Source organism: Gelidibacter maritimus, assembly GCF_014062315.1.
GTDB classification, from domain to species: Bacteria; Bacteroidota; Bacteroidia; order Flavobacteriales; family Flavobacteriaceae; genus Gelidibacter; species Gelidibacter maritimus.
On the sequence record NZ_JACGLT010000012.1, the window covers coordinates 72,158 to 95,393 of the forward strand.

19 protein-coding genes are annotated in these 23,236 nt (G+C 38.5%); 6 read left to right on the top strand and 13 right to left on the bottom strand.

Annotated elements, in window-relative coordinates; translation table 11 throughout:
* Positions 1 to 14: 14 nt before the first annotated feature.
* The 6 genes from H3Z82_RS14355 to H3Z82_RS14380 all read right to left on the bottom strand — a co-directional run bounded on the left by H3Z82_RS14355 (position 15) and on the right by H3Z82_RS14380 (position 6,665).
* Entirely contained in the window at positions 15 to 938 is a 924-nt protein-coding gene (locus tag H3Z82_RS14355; RefSeq protein ID WP_182206200.1) for an ABC transporter ATP-binding protein, read from the bottom strand.
* Positions 939 to 1,019: 81 nt separating this feature from the next.
* Entirely contained in the window at positions 1,020 to 3,185 is a 2,166-nt protein-coding gene (locus tag H3Z82_RS14360; RefSeq protein WP_182206201.1) for a prolyl oligopeptidase family serine peptidase, read from the bottom strand.
* A gap of 138 nt (positions 3,186 to 3,323) precedes the next feature.
* Positions 3,324 to 4,313 (bottom strand): aspartate-semialdehyde dehydrogenase, encoded by a 990-nt coding sequence (locus H3Z82_RS14365; RefSeq protein ID WP_182206202.1) that lies wholly within the window; start codon positions 4,311 to 4,313, stop codon positions 3,324 to 3,326.
* Positions 4,314 to 4,443: 130 nt separating this feature from the next.
* On the bottom strand, positions 4,444 to 4,845 hold the full coding sequence (gene mscL, locus H3Z82_RS14370; protein WP_182206203.1) for a large conductance mechanosensitive channel protein MscL: 402 nt from the start codon (positions 4,843 to 4,845) through the stop codon (positions 4,444 to 4,446).
* Between the two features lie 73 nt (positions 4,846 to 4,918).
* Complete coding sequence (alr, locus tag H3Z82_RS14375; RefSeq protein ID WP_182206204.1) at positions 4,919 to 6,025, bottom strand: alanine racemase; 1,107 nt, start codon at positions 6,023 to 6,025, stop codon at positions 4,919 to 4,921.
* Positions 6,018 to 6,665, bottom strand: a complete 648-nt coding sequence (locus H3Z82_RS14380) for a thymidine kinase (protein WP_182206205.1) — start codon at positions 6,663 to 6,665, stop codon at positions 6,018 to 6,020. The genes alr and H3Z82_RS14380 overlap by 8 nt, the downstream gene beginning before the upstream one ends.
* A 103-nt stretch (positions 6,666 to 6,768) precedes the next feature.
* Between H3Z82_RS14380 and H3Z82_RS14385 the strand changes: the two genes are divergently transcribed.
* The 4 genes from H3Z82_RS14385 (at position 6,769) to H3Z82_RS14400 (ending at position 10,354) form a co-directional block, all read left to right on the top strand.
* Positions 6,769 to 7,494, top strand: coding sequence for a hypothetical protein (locus H3Z82_RS14385; RefSeq protein ID WP_182206206.1), 726 nt, complete (start codon positions 6,769 to 6,771; stop codon positions 7,492 to 7,494).
* Between the two features lie 3 nt (positions 7,495 to 7,497).
* Positions 7,498 to 8,175 carry a 16S rRNA (cytidine(1402)-2'-O)-methyltransferase gene (rsmI, locus tag H3Z82_RS14390; RefSeq protein ID WP_182206207.1) on the top strand — a complete coding sequence of 226 codons (678 nt, stop codon included), beginning with the start codon at positions 7,498 to 7,500 and terminating at the stop codon, positions 8,173 to 8,175.
* A gap of 230 nt (positions 8,176 to 8,405) precedes the next feature.
* The gene (locus tag H3Z82_RS14395) at positions 8,406 to 9,566 is read left to right on the top strand and encodes a serine hydrolase domain-containing protein (protein ID WP_182206208.1); all 1,161 of its coding nucleotides are present in this window, start codon (positions 8,406 to 8,408) and stop codon (positions 9,564 to 9,566) included.
* A gap of 77 nt (positions 9,567 to 9,643) precedes the next feature.
* Positions 9,644 to 10,354 (top strand): 3'-5' exonuclease, encoded by a 711-nt coding sequence (locus tag H3Z82_RS14400; RefSeq protein WP_182206209.1) that lies wholly within the window; start codon positions 9,644 to 9,646, stop codon positions 10,352 to 10,354.
* Between the two features lie 885 nt (positions 10,355 to 11,239).
* Here H3Z82_RS14400 and H3Z82_RS14405 read toward each other — a convergent pair.
* The 5 genes from H3Z82_RS14405 to H3Z82_RS14425 form a co-directional block, all read right to left on the bottom strand.
* On the bottom strand, positions 11,240 to 11,893 hold the full coding sequence (locus H3Z82_RS14405) for a 3-oxoacid CoA-transferase subunit B (protein ID WP_182206210.1): 654 nt from the start codon (positions 11,891 to 11,893) through the stop codon (positions 11,240 to 11,242).
* A gap of 142 nt (positions 11,894 to 12,035) precedes the next feature.
* Entirely contained in the window at positions 12,036 to 12,737 is a 702-nt protein-coding gene (locus H3Z82_RS14410; RefSeq protein ID WP_182206211.1) for a CoA transferase subunit A, read from the bottom strand.
* A gap of 214 nt (positions 12,738 to 12,951) precedes the next feature.
* Positions 12,952 to 15,270 carry a penicillin-binding protein 1A gene (locus tag H3Z82_RS14415; protein WP_182206212.1) on the bottom strand — a complete coding sequence of 773 codons (2,319 nt, stop codon included), beginning with the start codon at positions 15,268 to 15,270 and terminating at the stop codon, positions 12,952 to 12,954.
* Between the two features lie 8 nt (positions 15,271 to 15,278).
* Positions 15,279 to 15,767 (bottom strand): gliding motility lipoprotein GldH, encoded by a 489-nt coding sequence (locus H3Z82_RS14420; RefSeq protein WP_182206213.1) that lies wholly within the window; start codon positions 15,765 to 15,767, stop codon positions 15,279 to 15,281.
* Positions 15,757 to 17,034 (bottom strand): PSP1 domain-containing protein, encoded by a 1,278-nt coding sequence (locus tag H3Z82_RS14425; RefSeq protein ID WP_182206214.1) that lies wholly within the window; start codon positions 17,032 to 17,034, stop codon positions 15,757 to 15,759. Before H3Z82_RS14425 ends, H3Z82_RS14420 begins: the two co-directional genes overlap by 11 nt.
* Positions 17,035 to 17,354: 320 nt before the next feature.
* On the opposite strand from H3Z82_RS14425, the gene H3Z82_RS14430 reads away from it, so the two are divergent.
* On the top strand, positions 17,355 to 18,776 hold the full coding sequence (locus H3Z82_RS14430; RefSeq protein ID WP_182206215.1) for a peptidoglycan DD-metalloendopeptidase family protein: 1,422 nt from the start codon (positions 17,355 to 17,357) through the stop codon (positions 18,774 to 18,776).
* A gap of 191 nt (positions 18,777 to 18,967) precedes the next feature.
* On the opposite strand, the gene trhO is transcribed toward H3Z82_RS14430, so the two are convergent.
* Positions 18,968 to 20,032, bottom strand: a complete 1,065-nt coding sequence (gene trhO / locus H3Z82_RS14435; protein ID WP_182206216.1) for an oxygen-dependent tRNA uridine(34) hydroxylase TrhO — start codon at positions 20,030 to 20,032, stop codon at positions 18,968 to 18,970.
* A gap of 481 nt (positions 20,033 to 20,513) precedes the next feature.
* Positions 20,514 to 21,182 (bottom strand): SCO family protein, encoded by a 669-nt coding sequence (locus H3Z82_RS14440; RefSeq protein WP_182206217.1) that lies wholly within the window; start codon positions 21,180 to 21,182, stop codon positions 20,514 to 20,516.
* Between the two features lie 94 nt (positions 21,183 to 21,276).
* On the opposite strand from H3Z82_RS14440, the gene H3Z82_RS14445 reads away from it, so the two are divergent.
* Complete coding sequence (locus H3Z82_RS14445; protein WP_182206218.1) at positions 21,277 to 23,208, top strand: M1 family aminopeptidase; 1,932 nt, start codon at positions 21,277 to 21,279, stop codon at positions 23,206 to 23,208.
* Positions 23,209 to 23,236: the final 28 nt, after the last annotated feature.

The following is a 23,236-nucleotide window of genomic DNA, read 5'->3' on the forward strand; positions in this document are numbered from 1 at the left end:
TTCAAATTAAAGTGTTATGGAACACTCGTTAAATAAACTTCTTGATCGATTTCAAGCTTAGACTTATTTTCGAAAAAAATAATATCTTCATCGGTATATCCTTCAATCAAATAATAGTGACCCTTAAAGTAATTGCGGTGGACTCTAACTTTTAAATCTGATGTCTCAACAATTTGAAGTTGATGGGCATAGATGATTCGATCGTTAATGAGATTAAATTCGCCGAAAAATGATGCCGTTAAGGGCATTTCTGGGTCTTTATAAAGTGCTTGAGGCGATTTGTTGGCGATAACTTCCGAATCGTGCAAGACCATCATCCTGTCTGCAAAAGCCAATACATCTTCACTATCATGAGTAGCTACGATACAAGCGATATTTTTTTCTTTTAAATAGTTAAAGACACTTCTTCGCAAGGATTGTTTATGAAAGTTGTCAATGTGGCTAAACGGTTCGTCTAATAAGATGATTTCGGGTTGTTTTGCAAGAGCTCTTGCTAAGGCTACACGTTGCTTTTGCCCACCGCTTAAAGTCTTCACTTTGGTTTTAGCAAAATCTTCTAACTCGACCACTTCCAAAAGCTCCTGAACGCGTTCTTTTTTTTCTTTCGGAAAGAAATTGGAGAGGTGTTTGCCAATATTTTCTTCAACTGTTATAAATGGCATTAAGTCAAATTCTTGAGCAACATACTTCATGAAATCATAGCCTACCACAAGATTATATTTTGGGCCTAAAATTTCAGTATCATTCCAGAAAATTTGTCCTTCATTTAAGTCATATTCACCATAAATCACTTTTAAAAGTGTTGATTTTCCAGAACCACTTTCACCAATAATAGATATATGCTCACCTCTATTGACAGAAAAGTTGAGCTTATTGAGCACAGGATTAGCTGCACCTTTTTTAGTGTAACTGAAGGTAATATTTTGGACTTTTAGCATTTATAGGTTGTAAAGAGACCTGTCAGTTCCGATGTATCGGGAATAAAAAGCTGACAGGTCTGAATATCAAATTTAGAGTGATTATCCTTTAACTTTTGATTTAGTTGTGTTTGGAAGTACTTTAAAGCCCATATTATAAAGGGCAAATCCAAAAATATCAGCGTATTGCTCTATAGTTTTGCTCACCGGAGTTCCAGCACCATGTCCGGCATCAGTTTCAATTCTGATTAAGGTTGGATTGGTTCCTGTCTGCTTGCTTTGCAGTTCTGCAGCAAATTTAAAACTGTGCGCAGGTACCACACGGTCATCATGGTCTCCTGTTGTAATCATTGTTGCAGGGTATTCTACGCCCTCTTTAACGTTATGGATAGGCGAATAGCCTTTTAAGTAATCAAACATCTCTTTATTGTCCTCGGAGGTCCCATAATCATAAGCCCAGCCAGCTCCAGATGTAAAGGTGTGGTAGCGCAACATATCCAAAACCCCAACAGCAGGAATAGCTACTTTGACTAAATCTGGACGTTGGGTCATAGTAGCACCAACTAAAAGACCACCGTTGGAACCACCTCTTATGGCTAAATAATCTGAAGACGTATAGTTATTATCTATCAAGTATTCCGCGGCAGCGATGAAGTCGTCAAACACATTTTGTTTTTCCAGTTTAGTTCCCGCATCATGCCATTTTTTACCATACTCTCCACCACCACGGATATTTGGAACAGCATAAATACCACCTTGTTCCATCCACACGGCATTTGCAATACTGAATGATGGGGTCAGCGAAATATTGAATCCACCGTAACTATAAAGAATAGTAGGGTTTTTACCGTTAAGCTCGATGCCCTTTTTATAAGAGATAATCATCGGTACTTTAGTACCGTCCTTTGAGGTGTAAAACACTTGTTCGCTTGTATAATCGTCCGCATTAAAATTGATTCCTGGTTTTATATAAACTTCAGAAGCTCCTGTTTTAGGGTCTAAAGTATAGATGGTGCTTGGCGTGATATAATTGGAAAATGAATAATAAATAACCTCATCTTCTTTTTTACCACCAAAGCCGCCGGCACTTCCAACCCCTGGTAATTCAATCTCTCTTACCAATTTGCCATCATAGTCGTATTGCTTTACTTTAGACACTGCATCCACCATATAGCTCGCAAAAAGGTACCCGCTACCGGTAGAGACGCGTAATACGTTTTCTGTTTCAGGAATTAAATCCTTCCAGTTTTCAGGACTTGGATTTGAGGCGTCAACAGTAACCACCTTTTGGTTGGGAGCATTTCTATTGGTAATTAAATAAAGTTTACTGCCAACATTTTCAATTATACGAGTATCGCTATCAGAGTTGTCCAAAATAGTAACCATTTTACTGTTTGGTTGCGATAAATTCTGCATTAAAACTTTTGTTCCAGATGTGGAGTTTCTCGGATAGATGAAGAGATAGTTGCCGTCTTCAGTTACGCTGCCACTAACATAACGATGTTTCTCTGCTTCGGTGCCACCATAAATCAATTGGTCTTGACGCTGCGAGGTTCCTAATTTATGATAAAAGAGCTTATGCTGGTCTGTTTTAGCAGAAAGCTCACTGCCAGTAGGCTTGTCATAACTAGAATAGTAGAAGCCATCATTGTTTTTCCATGAGATACCACTAAATTTTACATCTACAATGGTGTCTTCAATTTGCTCTTTGGATTCGACATCCATAATGATCACTTTACGCCAATCGCTTCCACCTTCAGAAATTTGATATGCGGCAAGTTTTCCGTTTTTGGAGAAATTAAGACCACCTAAAGAAATAGTACCGTCTTTACTGAAGGTATTAGGATCTAAAAAGACTTCCTCGTTGTCTTCGCCAGTTTTCTTTCTGTAAATAACCGATTGGTTTTGCAGTCCGTCGTTTTTATAATAATAGGTATACTCTCCCTCAATGAAAGGAGCACCAACTTTTTCATAGTTCCAAATTTCTTCTAAGCGTTCTTTAAGCTCTTCCCGATATGGAATTTGGGATAAATAATCTGCAGTTACTTCATTTTGGGCTTTAACCCATGCGCCAGTTTCCTCGCTACGGTCGTCTTCAAGCCAGCGGTATGGATCCTTTACTTGTTCTCCAAAATAAGTGTCAACGGTATCTACCGTTTTGGTTTCAGGATAGGTCACAGCAATAGCATTGGTTTTTTTAAGTTCACTCTCGTTTTTACAGGCGGTAATTGTTATTAGAACTACCAGGGCAAGCACTAAATTTTTCATAAAAGTTAAACGTGTTAAAAGTTATGTTTCAAAAATAAACAAAAAAGCCCCTACATTAAGGTGTAAGAGGCTTTTTAATATTATGTTAAGAGTTTTAAAATTGTTTAATAACAATCGATTTTAGATAGACTTCAGCTATTATACCAAATTATTCTTAATCAAGTGTTCAGCAATCTGAATGGTATTGGTAGCAGCCCCTTTTCTAAGATTGTCACTCACAATCCATAAATTTAGCGTGTTTGGTTGCGACTCGTCACGTCTGATGCGTCCAACAAAAACATCATCTTTTCCGTTGGCGTAAATAGGCATTGGATAGGTATTGACATCCAGATTATCCTGTACCACAACACCTGGCGTTTGACTTAATAGTTTCCGAACTTCGGTAAGGTCAAAATCATTTTCAAACTCAATATTTACGGCTTCACTATGTCCGCCTTGAGTGGGAACTCTTACCGCAGTAGCAGTAACGGCAATGGAACGGTCATCTAATATCTTCTGGGTTTCCCTGACCAATTTCATTTCTTCTTTTGTGTATCCGTTTTCCTCAAACACATCGCAATGTGGGATGACGTTTTTATTGATTGGATACGGGTAGGCCATTTCACCTTTTACCCCAGCTAATTCATTTTCCAATTGTTTAACGGCTTTTACACCAGTTCCCGTAATGGATTGATAGGTGGAAACAACAATTCTTTTAATTTTATATTTCTTATGCAAAGGTGCCAAGACCATCACCATCTGAGTGGTGGAACAGTTAGGGTTTGCAATGATTTTATCGTCTTTAGTAAGCTGTCCGGCATTGATTTCAGGAACAATCAATTTTTTTGAAGCATCCATACGATATGCCGATGAATTATCAATAACCGTAGTGCCAACTGCTTCAAATTTTGGTGCCCATTCCAATGAGGTAGCACCTCCGGCAGAAAAGAAAGCAATATTCGGCTTTTTTGAGACCGCTTCTGCGAGACCAATAATTTTGTGTGTTTTATTTTTAAAGGTAATTTCTTTTCCAACAGATCTTTCTGAAGCTACCAGCATCAACTCTGTAAATGGGAAATTACGCTCCTCTAGGATATTTAACATCACTTCGCCAACCATACCTGTGGCGCCAACAACAGCTACTTTCATAATAAAAAAATTAAAAAAATTAAGATGTAAAAGTAACCATTTATTTGTTCTCATTAAAAGAAGATTATACAAAAAAAGAACCCGATTCATTGACTGAATCGGGTTAAATTAGAATATGGGTGTAGCGTGATTATTTTTTAAGAGCGTCTCTGATTTCTTTTAATAAGTCAATTTCAGATGGACCAGATGGCGCAGCTGGCTCCGCAGGCTTTTTGGTTTTATTGTATGCTTTTACAATGATGAATAATACAAAACCAACTATGATCAAATTAATTATGGAGTTGACCCAGTTGCCGTACATAATGGCGTTTTCAGGTTTAACAACCGTACCATCAGCATCCACATCAGCAGGAGATAAAACGTACTTCAAATCCGAAAAATCGACACCACCAGCAAAATTACCAACAATAGGCATCATGATATCGTTTACAAATCCGTTAACTACCATACCAACCGCACCTGCTAGAATAACCGCAACGGCCAAGTCAATGACGTTGCCCGTCATTATAAAATCTTTGAATTCTTTTAACATAATTATTGTATTAAGTTAGTTAATAAGTCACTAAAATAAGAAAAATATGGAACTGTTAATTTTTACGATGAATTTATTTTTTGATAATCCGTTTCACCCGTTGCGAAATGTCCGTAATTAATTCGTAAGAAATTGTATTTGCTGAATGTGCTAATTCGTCGGCGGTATTTGTGGCATCAAATACAATAACTTCATCACCCTCTTCACAATCAATTCCCGTAACATCAACCATAATCATATCCATGCAAACATTTCCTATTATGGCTGCTTTTTTTCCGGCAATAATCACATAGCCTTTGCCTTTGCCATAAGGTCTGCCAATACCATCGGCATGTCCAATTGGGATGGTGGCCGTTTTCATGGATGCTATGCTTTTATATGCCCGGTTATAGCCTACGGTTTCGCCTTTTTCAATATCATGAATCTGAGAAATAACCGATTTCAGCGCTGCAATGGGTCTGAAATTTTTGTTTTCCTTTTCAGAATTTCCAAAACCATATAAACCTATCCCACTTCTAACCATATCAAAATGAGCCTCTGGATAGTTTAATATACCGGAAGTATTGCACATATGCAGCATAGGTTGGTAGCCAAAAAGATTTTTAAACTTTTCTGATATATTTTTAAATGTATTGATTTGATGCCGCATGAATTCTTTTTCGGATAGATCTTCACTTGCAGCCAAATGTGAAAAAATGGATTCAACTCTAACAACGTCCGATGTGTTTAATTTTGAATAAATCTCGTCAACGGCGTTTTCAGAAAAACCCAATCGGTTGAGTCCGGTATTAAATTTTAAATGTATGGGATAGTTTTTCTGATTTTTATCAGAAGCCATCTGCATAAACCTGTTGAGAACCTTTTCATTATAGATACTCGGCTCCAAGCAACGGTCTATGATGGCGCTAAAGCCAATTGGCAGAGGGTGTAACACCAAAATAGGCTTGGTTACACCAGCGTCGCGCAACGCCACGCCTTCTCCAGTGTAGGCCACCGCAAAATAGTCAATGTCCAGATTTTGTAAATAAAGAGCAATTTCATCAGCATCATTCCCGTAGGCAAATGCCTTGACCACAGCTAAAAATTTCGTGTTCTTTTGGAGTTTGGATTTAAGGTAATCATAATTATGCTTTAAGGCCGATAGGTCTATTTCAAGCACAGTTTCTTGCGTTTTAGGCATTGGAGTCTTTTGGGTTTACGTTGAATTCTACAGCATCTTTGACTTTCATACCCCTTATTTTATCGTTCAACATGGCTTTATAAAATGCCGCTCTGCTTAGAGGTTCATATTCATCCACTTCACCCAAAAGTACAAGGGCTTCGCTTTGCGCTTTTCTATAACTGTATTGTGCCAGATTTCCGGTGCGTGTGCATATAGCGTGCACTTTTGTAACATATTCGGCAGTAGCCATTAAATACGGCATGGGACCAAAAGGATTCCCCTTGAAATCCATATCCAATCCGGCTACGATCACACGAACCCCTTTATTGGCTAAATCATTGCAAACCCGTACGATTTCGTCATCAAAAAACTGAGCTTCGTCAATACCAACAACATCGCAGCCGTCAGCCAAAATCGGAATATTGGCTGCGGCAGGCACTGGAGTTGAGCGAATTTCATTGGCATCATGAGATACGACCATATCAAGATCATAGCGCACATCAACGATTGGTTTGAAGATTTCAACTTTTTGTTTTGCAAACTGTGCGCGTTTAAGGCGCCTGATCAATTCTTCAGTCTTACCAGAGAACATAGAGCCACAAATAACCTCAATCCACCCAAATTGTTCTTTAGGATTTACTGTATTTTCAAGAAACATTTCGTAATTTTAACACTAAAACAAAGCTTGCCTTCGTTTGTTATAAAGGTGGCGCAAATTTATTAAAAATCAAAAGCATAAATTAGAATTAAAGTTAAAAGTTATGAAGAAGAAGTTGGAGTCTGAATTAATGAGTATTGCCCATCGTATTCTAAAATTAAAAGGCAGAGAGAACGTTAAGGAGATGCACCACGAGGTGGGATTGTTATATGAGAAATTAAGTGTTTTGAAATTTGCCAACGAAAATTTAGAGCAGCCGTTACCAACCATAGGTGTTGATTCTTCGTTTTTTGAGATGTTGGATGTTGCCTTTAACAATAAAATAAGCGACAATATTGAACGTGACGATAAAATTTACGTCAATCTTGATGAGGTCGAAGACGATGATATTATGGAGCCTGTCATGGAGAAAATTAAAGATATGGTGGCTCAAATGCCTCAAGAAACGCAACAAATTGATAATTTTCTTGACCAACCACTTCCTAAAGAAGATAAAGACGATTTTGAAGAGTTGACTGAAGGTTTCAAGAACATGCCTGTATTTGACCCTGTTCCAAACTCCAAAGATCAGGTAAAGAAATCGTTAAACGACAAACTTAAAAACAGACTCAATATTGGTTTGAACGACAAGATTGCATTTATAAAACACCTTTTTGATGGTCATCGGGAAGATTATGATCGTGTACTTTCTCAGATCAATACGTCGAGCTCTATGGACGAAGCTAGAAATTTAATAGAAAATATTGTCAAACCTGATTATAATAATTGGTCCGGAAAAGAAGACGTTGAAGAGCGCTTTATGAAGATTATAGAGGCTAAGTTTGATTAATTAATGAGTAAGTTATTTATTGTTCCTACGCCCATTGGTAATTTAAAAGATATGACTTTTAGAGCGGTTGATGTTTTAAAACAAGTCGATTTGATTTTGGCTGAAGACACACGTACCTCCGGCAAACTCTTAAAGCATTTTGAAATCAATACGCCGTCCCAATCCCATCACATGCACAATGAACATAGAACGGTGGAGCTATTGGTTCAAAAAATAAAATCAGGAACCACTGTGGCATTAATTAGTGATGCAGGAACACCAGCTATTTCTGATCCTGGATTTTTATTGACACGTGCCTGTATTGAACATCAGATTGAAGTGGATTGTCTTCCTGGGGCCACAGCGTTTGTTCCAGCTTTAGTAAATAGCGGCATGCCCAATGATAAATTTGTGTTTGAAGGGTTTTTACCCGTAAAAAAGGGAAGACAGACCCGATTATTGCTTTTGGCCGAAGAAACACGAACGATTATTTTTTATGAGAGTCCGCACAAACTCATTAAAACCTTAACACATTTTTGCGAGTATTTTGGTGAAGACCGACCCGTATCAGTTTCTCGAGAAATGACCAAGTTATATGAGGAAACAATCAGAGGCACGGCAAAAGAAGTCTTGCAACATTATACTGCAAAACCGCCAAAAGGTGAAATTGTGATTGTGGTTGGTGGAAAGACCAAGGATTAGCCTTATAACTATCAAGTAAGGCCTCTAAAGAATGTGAGTTGAGGTTATTTTAAATGCTGAATCCTGTCATCAAACGTTGCGTTCTTTATACTATAAGTGCAGAGGTTTTGCTGAGCCTAATGAGCATCTTGATGAGGGGCTGCTTTTTTTTACTTTATAAAATGAGAATTGACAACCGGTCTAATTATCATAAACAAATTCCCTATATTTAGTCCTCTAAACACCAACCTATGAAATTCCTTACAAAGTTCCTTAAATGGATCCTCATTTTACTTGTGCTCATATTAGCCATTTTATACATTACAGATACTGATTATTTATTAAAAGCGGTACGGACCATTTATCTCAAAGGTCACACGACGGCGTATTTAGAAGACTATAAAGAATTTGATAATGAAGAAGTGGCCAACGGTACACCACAACCTTGGCCAATCCACCCTGAATATAATTCTGCCAAAGAAACGGAAGTGCTTCAAAACATCAATACTGATTTAGGTACCATTGCTTATGTCATTATCAAGAATGATAGTATTTGGTTTGAAAACTATTATGGCGGATTTGACGAAAACTCCAAATCCAATTCTTTTTCTATGGCAAAAAGTTATGTTTCTGGATTGATGCAAAAAGCCATTGAACAAGGTCATATCAAAAGCTTAGATCAGCCTGTTGGGGATTTCTTTCCGGAATTCAGCGAAGGGATGGCAGCAAGAATGACCGTAGGCGACTTGTCTACCATGAGTTCAGGCACCAATTGGGATGAAGCTTACTATTCACCATTATCCATTACCACACGTGCCTATTTTGACGACGATTTAGCAAAGGTGATCTTAGGGTTAAAAATGGAGGATGAGCCAGGGCAAAGATTCAAATACGCTAGTGGCGACACCCAATTATTGGCCATGGTCATTGAAAAAGCAACAGGCAAGAAATTGTACGATTATTTATCTGAATCTTTTTGGAAACCATTGGGCTCTGAGAATTCGACACTATGGCAAGTGGATAGTGAAGATAATGATTTGGTCAAAGCCTATTGCTGTATTGCCAGCAATGCCAAAGATTTTGCGCGCTATGGAAAATTGTTTAAAGATCATGGTAAATGGAATGGCAAACAAATTATAGATTCGGCTTTTGTTGCAAAATCCATCGTGCCTCGTTTCTCAGATGGTCCAGAATATGGCTACGGGTGGTGGCTCATCCAAAACCATAACGGAAGAGACTTTTTTATGATGCGTGGGCATCTTGGCCAGTACGTTATTGTGCAGCCTGAAGATAACGTGATTATTGTGCGTTTAGGCCATGAATCGCTGAAAGTTGATTATGACGGCCCGCCCTTTACGGACGATATTTATGCGTATATTGATGAGGCCTATGAGATGATGGGTCAAGATTAGTTTTGACCTAAGCATATAAAAAGCATATTAATTAAAAGACACTCTCCTAATAGCTATCGGGATCGGGTGAATTAGCGATGATCAGCAAACTTAATCTTGAAGACATCTTATTCCTGGATATTGAAACGGTTCCAGAAACACGCTATTTCTCTGATTTAGACAAGACCAAACAAGAGCTATGGGAGCTCAAATCTAAATATCAGAGAGCAGATATTTCTGCAGAGGATTTTTATGAACGTGCTGGAATCTGGGCTGAGTTTGGAAAAATTGTGTGCATTTCAGTAGGGTACTTTAAATTTCAAGGCGATATCAGAACATTCCGAGTGACCTCTTTTTATGGTGAGGAGTTTAAAATTCTCAGTGACTTTAGAAACTTAGTCATAACGCATTTCAGCCAAGCCAAGCATTTATTGTGCGCCCATAATGGAAAGGAGTTTGATTTTCCGTATCTCGCAAGACGCATGATTATCCATAATATTGAATTGCCCTATAAATTGAATCTCTTCGGTAAAAAACCGTGGGAAGTTCCGCATTTGGACACTATGGATTTATGGAAATTTGGTGATTATAAAAATTATACGTCTCTAAAACTATTGACCAATGTGCTCGGAATCCCTTCACCTAAAGATGATATTGACGGAAGTGAAGTCTGCCGTGTGTATTATGAGGACAACGATATTGATCGGATCGTTATTTATTGTGAAAAAGATACGATTGCCGTAGCGCAGATTTTTTTAAGGTTGCGCGGGGATTCAATATTAGAAGATAGTGAGATTAAGCATATTTAAATAATCTCCTCAGATTTTGGTGATTCTTGCAACGCGTTATGTAATAATTACCAATTGATTATGGCAATTCTTTTTGGGCCTTTGCTAACATCTTAACAGGCCAAAAAAATTTCTTTCGCGAAGCGTGGTGAAGTATTGGATATCTCCTTACGCATAGATCTGCGTGAAATTCCTCACAAAAAATTCATGCTTTCTCCCTGGGGCTTGGGTTAAAGCATGAATATCTTTTTTGTGAGCATTAAAATACCTTTAAGTAATTTTAATGTTTTTTGAAAGGTCTCAAATAGTTTGCTTTCAGATAATGTAGGTTTTGGTAGATTTGGAGCGGTATTCATAAGTCAAAATTTATGGTAGATTTGGGGCTAATCATAAGTTAGGTTTATGGTAAATCTGGTTAATTAGTTAGGTTTAATTAGGTTTTGTAAAGATGTAACTTTTTTTAAATAAATCAGTCCAAAAACATAAATATTCGATGAAATACAATGTTTTTTAACATTTAACACTCATTATTAGGAATAATCCTACAAGTTAAATAAGAATTTAATCAAGAAATTAGACCAGCGTTTCCAAGAGTTGGCGTATAAACTGCCGTCGGCCGAGACATTTAAAATATTGCGTAAATTTTATTTAACTTATTGAAGGCGTGAGAACTAGGTTGTTTGTTGCTTTTTTAGGAAGCCTGAGAAGATTTTGGAGTCCTAAATACAATTTTAGGTCTTAGATTTATACGCTTAAAACCACATTAGCCAATTTGTATGCGTATTTTATAGAAGAAGTAAAAGTTCAATTGACCAAAGTTTTTTATAAAAAAACCACTAATCCACAAATTCAACTGCTGATTGAACTTGCATATTAATGGCTCACATCTAAAATCGTATGGCTTAATTATAGGACCATTTCAGGAATTTCACCATCCACAATCAATTGGCCTTCTGTGGCTTTTTTGATGTCTTCAACCGAGATGCCCGGAGCGCGTTCCAACAGTTTAAATCCGTCTTCAGTGACCTCTAAAACAGCCAAATTAGTTACTATTTTTTTAACACAACCGACGCCTGTAAGGGGTAAACTACATTTTTTAAGTAATTTGGATTCGCCTGCCTTGTTGGTATGCATCATGGCGACAATAATATTTTGAGCACTGGCTACCAAATCCATGGCTCCACCCATACCTTTCACCATTTTACCTGGGATTTTCCAATTGGCAATATCACCTTCTTCTGAAACTTCCATGGCACCCAAAATGGTCAGATCGACATGTTGCCCCCTGATCATGGAGAAACTCAAGGACGAGTCAAAGAAGCTGGCCCCAGGAAGCGTGGTAATAGTTTGTTTTCCTGCGTTAATCAAGTCTGCGTCCTCTTCACCTTCATAAGGAAAAGGTCCCATTCCTAAAACGCCATTTTCACTTTGGAACTCCACTTCAATATCGTCTCTAACATAATTGGCAACTAAAGTTGGGATGCCTATGCCTAAGTTGACGTAATAACCATCTTTGACTTCCTTGGCAATACGTTTTGCGATTCCTATTTTGTCTAACATTTGTTTAAGTTATTTCATCCTCGCAAAGGCGGGGATCTTCTCTATTTATAATTATATCTCGATTAGTTTATCTTGAGCGAAATCTGAAGGTTGCACATTATCTCAAGGAGAGTTAAATTGACAACGATAAAATTTCGTGGGCTTACGCCTTTTTCCTCACCGTTAACTGCTCTATTCTTTTTTCGTACTTCTCACCTTGGAAAATACGCTGAACAAAGATGCCCGGAATATGGATTTGATTCGGGTCCAAGCTTCCAACAGGCACTAATTCTTCAACTTCGGCAACGGTGATTTTAGCTGAGCCACACATGGCCGGATTAAAATTTCTGGCGGTTCCTTTAAAAATCAAGTTTCCAGCGGCGTCACCTTTCCATGCTTTAACAAAAGCAAAATCTGCTTCAAAAGCTCTTTCCAAGACATACATTTTTCCGTTAAACTCCCTAATTTCCTTTCCTTCGGCTACCTCCGTACCGTATCCTGCAGGAGTGAAAATGGCGGGAAAGCCTGATTGTGCAGCACGACAGCGCTCTACAAGCGTACCTTGTGGTACCAATTCAACTTCCAGTTCGCCGCTAAGCATTTGCCGTTCAAATTCGTCATTTTCGCCCACATAGGATGAAATCATTTTTTTGATCTGACGTTTGTGCAATAACAATCCCAATCCAAAATCATCCACCCCAGCATTATTGGAAATGCAGGTGAGGCCTTTCACATTCATTTTTACGAGATTATTAATGGCGTTTTCAGGTATTCCGCAAAGTCCAAAACCACCCACCATCAGGGTCATATCATCTTTGACACCTTCCATGGCTTCCGAAACGTTTGCTACTTTTTTATTAATCATGAATATTAATTTTAGGAGTTTAAATTTACGAAATTAAATAATCAATCTAAAATGAATTAAAAGGGTAGATGGTGTGACTATTCGGAATTTAGGCTGTTTTTATTTAGAAGTAATGGCGGGCCTAATTGATTAAATCAATTTTTATGATTTTAAATAAAAAAACGGTAATGCTAGTTTACCGTTTTTAATTATAGATTTTAATGTCAAAAAGCGATTAAAAATCGAGACGATCATCGATACTATCAGCATCGGATGCGGTTTCTTCATTATGTTTACTGCAATCTACATTTATGGAAAGATTTTCGGGACGTTCAAATTCACCTGTGGACACGTCAAGATCTTTATCGGCGTAGCATTTTTTCATATAGAGTCCCCAAATTGGTAAGGCCATCGAAGCACCTTGGCCGTAGGCAAGACTTCTAAATCGGGTGGCACGCTCCTCGCCACCAACCCAAACGCCTGTGACCAAGTTGGGCACCATGCCCATAAACCATCCATCACTTTGGTTTTGTGTGGTTCCGGTTTTACCTGCAATTGGGTTTGTTAATGCATAAGGATAGCCGGTCATGATTTCCTTGTATACAGGATTCCATTTTTCAGCGCCAACCGTTCTTAAACGAGCGCCCGAGCCAGATTGCGTGACCCCTTCCATCAAATTCGTAGTTACATAAGCCACCTCTTCACTCAATACATCTCTTGTTTCAGGAGTAAATTGATAAAGTACAGTTCCGTTTTTATCTTCAATTCGCATTACCATTACGGGTTTGGTATAAACGCCTTTATTGGCAAATGTGGCGTAAGCTGCCACCATTTCATAAACACTCAAATCTGGTGTTCCCAACCCGATGGCTGGAACTGGAGGGATATCAGATTCAATACCTAAATTTTTGGCCATATCAATAACCGGTTGTGGCCCCACCTTGTCCATCAATCTTGCGGTGACGGTATTAATGGAGTTTGCCAGAGCACTTTTTAAGGTTCTAAATCCGCCATATTCTCTATTGGCATTATCGGGACTCCATGGTAGCGGATTGCCAAATTTTCCTGCCTCAATCGTGATTTTTGTATTTGGAAACGTATCACAAGGCGATAAATGCAATTGGTCAATGGCCGTAGCATAAACAAAAGGCTTAAATGTAGATCCTACCTGACGTTTTCCTTGTTTGACGTGGTCATATTGAAAATGTCTGTAATTAATACCGCCAACCCAAGCTTTTACGTGACCTGTTTGGGGCTCCATAGACATCATACCAGCATGTAGGAATGATTTGTAATAGCGCATGGAATCTGCCGGCTTCATGATGGTATCGATTTCACCTTTCCATGAAAATACGGTCATTGGTGTGGGTACATCAAAGGATGCCAAAATCTCCTTTTCACTTTTGCCGTTGGCTTTCATTTTTCGCCAACGTTCAGACTGACGCATACTTCGGTTAAGAAGACTAGAGATTTCATCAGGCTTTAAATCTAAAAATGGAGCAGTTTTATTCCGATCAGGGGTGTTTTGATGAAAAAACTCCGCTTGTAATCTTGCCATGTGCTCATGTACCGCATCTTCCGCATACTGTTGCATACGGGAATCAAGGGTTGTATAAATTTTTAAACCGTCATCATACAAGCTATATAGTCCGGTTCCGTCTGGTTTTGGATTGTTTTTAATCCAATCTTTCATAAATTCGGTAAGGTAAGCCCTGAAATACGTTGCCAGGCCTTCGCGGTGTGATTCAGGTGTGTAACGCAATCCTAAATCGAGTTTCTTAAGGGAGTCATTCACATGCTCGGTGATATAATCGTATTTTTCGAGCTGGTTCAAGACCACATTTCTTCTGTTTTTGGTGCCTTCAGGATTACGTGTAGGTCTCGGATTGTAGAGTGATGAGTTTTTGAACATCCCAACCAACATTGCCGATTCCTTAATATCCAAATTCGCAGGCTCTTTACCAAAGTATATCCTTGCCGCACTACGAATACCGGCTGCATTATTCCCAAAATCGTAGATATTGAAGTACATGGCAATAATTTCTTCTTTGGTGTACTGGCGTTCCAAACGGATGGCAATAATCCATTCCTTTACTTTTTGGGTAATTCTGCCCAAAATATCTTTGGAACCCTCTCCATGAAATAATTGTTTTGCCAATTGCTGTGAAATCGTACTGGCACCACCGCCCTTTCCTAAGGTAAATATGGCCCTTAACGTGCCTCTGGCGTCAATTCCGGAATGTTGTCTATAGCGCACATCTTCCGTAGCAATTAATGCATCAACTAAATCTTGGGGTAAGTCAGAATACTCCACAGGAGTACGGTTATCATTATGATATATTTTTGCAATCAATTCGCCATCTGAAGAAATAATTTCAGTAGCCAAATTGGTCGTTGGGTTTTCCAATCGCGTATGGTCTGGCATTTCACCAAAAACGCCCCACGATGCTAAGAAGAATACCAGAACAACTAATAATATACCTCCTAAAATGGTTAACCAAAACCATCGGATATATTTGGAAAAATCTTTGGTAGCTGCTTTCTTTTTTGCCATAATCTAAATTAATTCGTTGCGGGTTCTATTCTGAAACCAACATCTGTAATACCTTCTAAGTTATCAACGCCGTTAACCTCCCCATTATTACGCATGGCGTGCTGAATGGTGATAGTATATTCTCCTAGCTCGTCAAATCTCACGGCTTCCCTAAACCATAATTTGTTTTCTTTAATATCTGTGAATCCTTGGCCCAGCAGGGTTCCGTCAGGTTTAGCCATTTGGTATTCCAAGGTATCCTTAAAGGTTTTGCCGTGTGGAAAGTTTATTTCTGCGATTAAAAATAAATTGCTGAATTTATAATCGTTGGTGTTCCTAATGTTGATGAATAAATTATAAAGCTTTGTTGAATCTGGAGGTGTCACACTGAACGTAATCAAACGGTCTTTGTGCCATTGGTTAGGGACAGATTTATATTCGTCAAAAATTTGATTGGAATCACAATTGTAAAGCAAAAGTGCAGTGGTTAAAAGAATCCAAGAAAATTTATTTGGCATCGTTAGAATTGGATTTATTCGGGTTTGGTTTTCTGCGTTTCTTTTGACCTGATTTTTGAGCCGGTTTATGCTGCGGCTTTTTAGTATCGCCAGCTTGTTTCTTTGGATCTGATCTTTTCGTTCTGCCTTTCGTGTTTCGGCTTTTCGTATTTCGACGTTTGCTTTTACGTTTGGGAGCATCAAACCGGGTTAGACTATCCTGACCAACAACATTTTCAAAATCAGATTTCACATCTTCAATCAATTCGGACGCATAATCTTCAAGGCTGACTACCTTCTCTTTTTTCTTGTTTAAGGCGATAATCTCATTAGCTTGATCTGTGGTCAGTTTGTGCCAATTCATCCATTCTCCTTCGTAGGCAAACCACATGAACCCTCTAAAAATATCGGTTTTTTGGCATATTGCAGTTCCTTTTTCAGTATAGAGTTTGACGTCCATTTTAGGAAAGTCTTTTAAGGCGTCCAAATAGGAATCCAACTCATAATTTAAGCAACATTTTAACTTGCCGCATTGTCCTGCCAATTTTAACGGATTCAGAGACAATTGTTGATAGCGTGCCGCCGAGGTACTGACCGATCTAAAATCGGTCAACCAAGTAGAACAACACAATTCGCGTCCGCAAGACCCGATCCCACCTAAACGGGCAGCTTCTTGACGGAAACCAACTTGTTTCATTTCAATCCGAGTGCGAAATTCTCTCGCAAACAACTTAATCAATTCTCTAAAATCAACACGCTCTTCAGCAGTATAATAGAAGGTTGCTTTACTAGCATCACCTTGATATTCAATATCAGAAATTTTCATTTTCAAATTCAAGTCGATGGCAAATTGTCGCGCCTTGACCTTCATCGGCTCTTCCTTGTCACGTGCGGCAGACCACACGTCAATATCGCGCTGTGATGCTTTGCGGTAAATTTTTAAGACTTTTTCTTCATTATCAAGCTTAATATGTTTACGCTTCATTTGGATCCTGACCAATTCTCCGGTTAGGGTTACCATACCTATATCATGACCAGATTGTGCTTGTGTGGCCACAACATCACCAATGCTTAGCGTTAAATTTTCAGTGTTTTTGTAATATTCTTTACGCCCATTTTTAAAACGTACTTCGACACCGATAAAAGGCTCTTCTCCTTGCGGGAGAGACATGTTGGCCAACCAATCAAAAACTGTTAATTTATTGCAGCTATCCGTGCCGCAGGTACCATTGTTCTTGCATCCTTTTGGTTGTCCGTCCTTACCGGTTGAGCAACTGTTACAACTCATGTTATGTTATATATATAATTCGTTTACTAACGAATGAGGATTAATAAATCATGCCTTTGGACACCACAAATACATTATTTGGTGAACTTACAAAGCCATCTTATTTCAAAACGTAAAGATAAGATTATTTATTTCAGTTATATAATTGAAAATCATGTAACTGATTGAAAACTTACAATAAATTATAAGAAGCTTTATAGCAGCATATTACAGATTATTTTATATTTTTATAAACTCACTTCTTAAAATTTAGATCATTTTATGCTTACAATTTAATTTAATTGCGTTGTTATCTAAATAACCAATAAACACCAACCATTATGAAAATTAACACTACACTACTGATTATATTTAGTTTTTTATTAGGCTCAATTCAGTCTTTTTCGCAGGCTATTTCTTCAACCGTTGGCGGAGGCGAATATAAATTTAATGAAAGCAAGACACAATGTTTGACCGACGAACAGCGTATGGAAGTCCTTAATGATATTAGGTCGAACATTTCGCTATTAAAAACCCAAAACAGACTGGCTCATAATGAGATTCAAAAACGTGCGCCTACAACGCTATTTAGTTGGCCGGTGAAAATGAAAGATGGTGCTCCTTACAATGATGTTTGGGCCATTTCCAATTATGTTGATCATAACGCCGAATTTCCGAATAAGCTCTTAGACTATAATTGCGGAACGAAAACCTATGACACCAATGACGGTTATAACCACCTGGGTGTAGATATTTTTACCTGGCCTTTTGCTTGGAAAATGATGGATAATGATGAGGCAGAAATTGTAGCTGCGGCCCCAGGACAAATTATTGCCATAGCGAGAACCCAATCTGATAGAAGCTGTTCGTTTAATATTAATCAATGGAATGCTGTATATGTGCAACATGCCGATGGGAGTGTGGCACTTTATGGTCACATGAAAAAAGATTCTCCTACCTCAAAAAATGTTGGGGATATTGTAGAGCGTGGTGAATATCTTGGAATTGTGGGAAGTTCCGGCAATTCAACAGGACCACATTTGCACTTTGAAGTGTATTCAGAGATAGAATGGAATGGTCAAGGACAGGATGTGTTGGTTGATCCTTATGCGGGCGACTGTAACGATTTGAATACCGACTCTTGGTGGGAGGATCAAAAGCCTTATGTCAATCCGAATATAAATGCTGTGCTAACACACTCAGCACCTCCAGTATTTCCTGATTGCCCGAATCAGGAAACCACGAATGAGAAAAATACTTTTGAACCTGGTGAACAAGTTCATCTTGCGGTGTATTTAAGAGACCAAATTGCGGGAACAAAGATTAATTTAAGAGTTTTAAGACCAAACGGCACTATATATAACAATTGGGACTTCAATTTAGCGGATAATTACGACAGTTCTTATTGGTATTGGATTATTAGTGCGCCGTCTCTCCCTGGCGAATGGACCTGGCGTGCCACCTACCAAGGCAAAATAGTAGATCATAAATTTACGGTAGGCACCTTGAGTGTGGGAGATTCTGATTTTGAGGCCATCACCGTATATCCAAATCCGTTTAATGATGTGGTCAATATCCAATCCAACAGTCCTGTCAAAAAAGCATCCGTAGTCGATATTCTAGGGAAAACAGTCATGGCTAAAACAAATAGCGTGGAAAGCATCAAAGAAATCAATCTGGAATCGTTGTCAAAAGGCTTATACTTTTTAAAATTGGAAGGCATTAACAATGAGCAAAAAACCATTAAGTTGGTTAAAGAGTAAAAAGTCTAATTCAATCAATTACGGTCGGGATGTGGTTAGCCTGCTCGACCGTATTCCAATGGAGTCGTATAAAATCAAGAAGTTCAAAACAGGGGCGGGCAAGCCCCGAGGTTTGAATAGGGAATTATCTTCTCAATTAAAGCAAGTCTCAAAGTATTAAATCCCACCACTTGGAATTACATTCGTGAGGTTTATTTGTTTAGAATTTCAAAAATATTCCGCAAGTCTTGTTTGTAAGGCAAATGGTCTGCACGTCCTTTTTTAAAGATGTCATTACTGTTTCCTTGGCCTTTTCGGAGTTCTTTTTGTTCTTCGTAAGGTAAATGATGCACTTCCATACAATTTGTTGAACAACAATTATCCATCTTTTCCTTACAAGCTTCACATTGTATAAATAGCAGATGACACGCATCATTGGCACAATTGGTATGCAGATCAGCAGGAGCCCCACATTGGTGGCACTGCGCAATCACATCGTCAGAAATACGTTCTGAGCGCCGTTGATCAAACACAAAATTCTTTCCTATGAACTTGTTTTCAAGACCTTTATCATTAATTTGCCTCACGTAATTGATGATGCCACCTTCCAGCTGAAATACATTTTTAAAACCTTTATGTTTGTAGTAGGCACTTGCTTTCTCGCAACGGATACCTCCTGTACAATACATAACCAGATTTTTATCTTCTTTATGATCTTTCAAATCTTCTTCAATAATATCTAAAGATTCCCTAAACGTATCCACATCAGGAGTAACAGCATTTTTAAAATGGCCAATCTCACTTTCATAATGGTTTCGCATGTCCACCAACACCGTGTTTTCATCTTCAATGAGCTCATTGAATCGTTCGGCATTGACATGTACGCCAATGTCGGTCACGTCAAAAGTAGCATCGTTCAATCCGTCGGCCACTATCTTATCGCGTACCTTAATCTTAAGCTTTAAAAACGCAAAATTATCATGCTCGATGGCAATATTGAGTCGTACATTTTCTAAAAATGGGATACTGTCCAAATGAGATTTGAAGGCCTCAAAATTATCCGCGGGAATAGACAATTGGGCATTGATGCCTTCATGAGCTACGTAAATGCGCCCAAGGACATCAAGTGCGTTCCACGCTAAAAATAACTGATTTCTAAGTGTTTTTGGATTGCCAATTTTGGCGTAGGCATAGAAAGAGATGGTCAAACGGTCTTTGCCCGCCTGCGCAATGAGTTCAGCTCTTTCTTTAGCGCTTAAGTTATTGTACAGTTGCATGCTATACTAATTTTTTAAGGTTAAAGTTCGGCAAAGATATAAAAAAGAGGTTAAAATTTTGGAGATCAAAGTTCAAAATTTAGAGTGTAGGCCGTAAAGTTTGATGTTTACCGATAACAATTAACTTTTAGTCAGCAATGCAGTAATTATGACCTTTTGCTATTTGAAGCTCCGAGTTCTCAGTGAACCTCCCGGTCATAACTTATAGCACTCGGAAGGTATTGGTTGGTAAATGGGTAGTTGCTGCAAAAACCTTTATTCGGGCAGGTACGTGTCTGAAAAAAAACTCATCGCTATTCAAACAGAAACTAGACTTCGAAATCCATTATTCGGTACTCAAGTTTTTAAGATTTAAAATAAAGGTTTCTGATATTTAAATCACAATCAAAAAATCAACAATCAAATATCTCCAATCAAAAATCAAAAATCAACAATCCCCAATCAACAATCCTCAATCAACAATCTCCAATCCCCAATCCTTCTACCCTTCGTTCTTCAGGATTTTAATGTCCTCGAGCAATTTTTCAATATCCTCCGGTTGCGTGCCATCATAATAACCACGGATTTGACGTTTTTTATCAATAAGCATAAAGTTTTCGGTGTGGATCATATCATATTCATCACCGTTACCGTCTGTCTTTACTGCCAAATAGCTTTTCCTTGCCAATTCATAAATTTGTTTTTTATCGCCTGTAACTAAATTCCATTTTTCGTCAATGACCCCTTTTTCAATCGCATAACGTTTTAATTGGTCCACATCATCAATTTCTGGTGTCACGGAATAAGAGAGAAGCATAATGTCTTCATCCGTTAAGGTTGCCTTTTGGATCTGGGCCATATGATCAGTCATGATTGGGCAAATGGTCTGACAGGTTGTAAAGAAGAAATCGGCCACATAAATCTTGTCTTCGTAATTTTTTTGGGTCACCGTATCGCCATTTTGATTGATGAGACTGAAATCGGCAATTTTGTGATATTTACTCTGGTATTGCAAAGTACTGTCTACCATTTCAAAATTTACCATGGTAGGTTGGTAAACGGGAAGCACCTTTTTGGGCGTCAAAACATTGTATATGATGGTTACGATGATGGCCGATAAGAAGAACAAAAAGATGGCAAAAAACTTATATTCTCTAAAAAAAGATAGCATTTTTAATTATTTTGAAGATGTTGTGTGAGATATGATGCAAAAATACAACAGATAAGGATCAAAAGGGGTATTTTTAATCTTAAAATTGTGTTTCATGAAAATCATTACTCGAGTTCTTTTTTTAATTTTCACGTCTTTTTTAATTGCGCAAAACGATTCATTTAATGACTTACGAAAAGCTGAGATGGCATCTGCATTAAACCGAATGCAAATGCGCGCCAATGCCAATACGGGAAATTATGATGTGAAATATCACAGGTTGGAACTTGAGGTCGATCCGTCAGTGGCCTTTATAAGTGGCGCTGTGACCACTCATTTTGAAGCCACCTCCAATTTAAATCAGATTGTATTTGATTTGGCCGATAATATGACCGTATCTGAAGTTTTGCAACGTGGCAGTCCGCTGGTGTTTACTCAAAATAATGATGACGAATTGGTCGTTTCGCTTCCTGAAGAGCAGGCTGTTGGCGTGTTAGACTCTTTGACCATCAGGTATTCAGGTAATCCCGTGAGCTCTGGCTTTGGGTCTTTTGAGGTGAATACACACGCTGGAAAACCAGTGCTATGGACACTTTCTGAACCCTACGGTGCTAAAGGTTGGTGGCCATGTAAGCAAGATCTAATTGATAAAATTGATAGTATTGACGTTTATATTAAAACCCCAATAAGCAATCCTGACGGCGATACCTATGTGGCTGTTTCCAATGGTTTGGAACAATCGCAGGTTGTCAGTGGTAGCAACAAGACCACCCATTTTAGACATAATTACCCCATTCCGGCCTATTTGGTAGCCATTGCAGTGACCAATTATACCGTGTATTCTGATACGGTGACCAATAATGGCAACCCCTTTGAAATTGTTAATTACGTTTATCCGGAAAACTTAGCCACTGTACAATTGCAAACCCCTGTAACGGTTGATATCATGAATCTGTTCAGTACGCTTTTTGGTGAATATCCTTATGCCGATGAAAAATACGGACATGCCCAATTTGGATGGGGTGGCGGTATGGAGCATACCACCGTGTCCTTTATGGGAAGTTTTGGACGGAATTTAATTGCGCACGAATTAGGACATCAGTGGTTTGGAAATAAAGTAACCTGCGGCAGTTGGAAAGATATTTGGCTCAACGAAGGATTTGCTACCTATCTGTCTGGGCTTGTGGTTGAAAACTTAGATGACGATGTCTCTTTTAAAAATTGGAAACAACAAATGGTTGGCTCAATTACTGCTGCACCTGGCGGATCGGTGTTTTTAACAGATGCCGATACTTTAAGTGTTGGTCGCATCTTTAATCAGCGGCTGTCTTATAATAAGGGCGGCATGGTTTTGCACATGCTCAGAAAGCAATTGGGTGATACGGATTTTTTTCAAGGCTTGCGGAATTATTTAAACCATCCTGATCATGCCTACGGCTATGCTAAAACAACTGATTTTATCCGAATCATGGAGCATTCCAGCGGTCAGGATTTGACCGAATTTTTTGAAGATTGGCTCTATGGAGAAGGCTATCCCAGGTTTACATTAGAATGGTCGCAAACCATTTCTACAGAGCTAAACATCTATTTAGAGCAAATACCAACTCACGCTTCCGTATCCTTTTTTGAGCTGCAATTGCCCATACGATTGATCGGTACTTCGGGAGAAACTATGGATCTGGTTTTGGATCATACGACCAATCAAGAGAATTTTACAAAAACCATTGACTTTATGGTGGCGGAAATTGTCATCGATCCTGAATTTGATATTATTTCTAACAACAATAGTGTTGTTTTGAGTACCGATGAACGGTTTCTAAACACGGAAATCAAGCTCTATCCCAACCCCGCTTCAGACAGCTTTAGTATTAATAAACCCGATGGACTGACCGTTGATGAAGTCCGCCTATACAATGCGATGGGTCAGCTCATTCTGACATCAGGTTGGAATGGCGCTATTGATCTGTCCGCACTTTCTACAGGTCTGTTTTTTGTGGAACTCCATACCAATAGGGGGCGGATTAATAAATCGCTGTTAAAAAACTAGCTAATAGAAACGTATTAGTTTTCTAAAT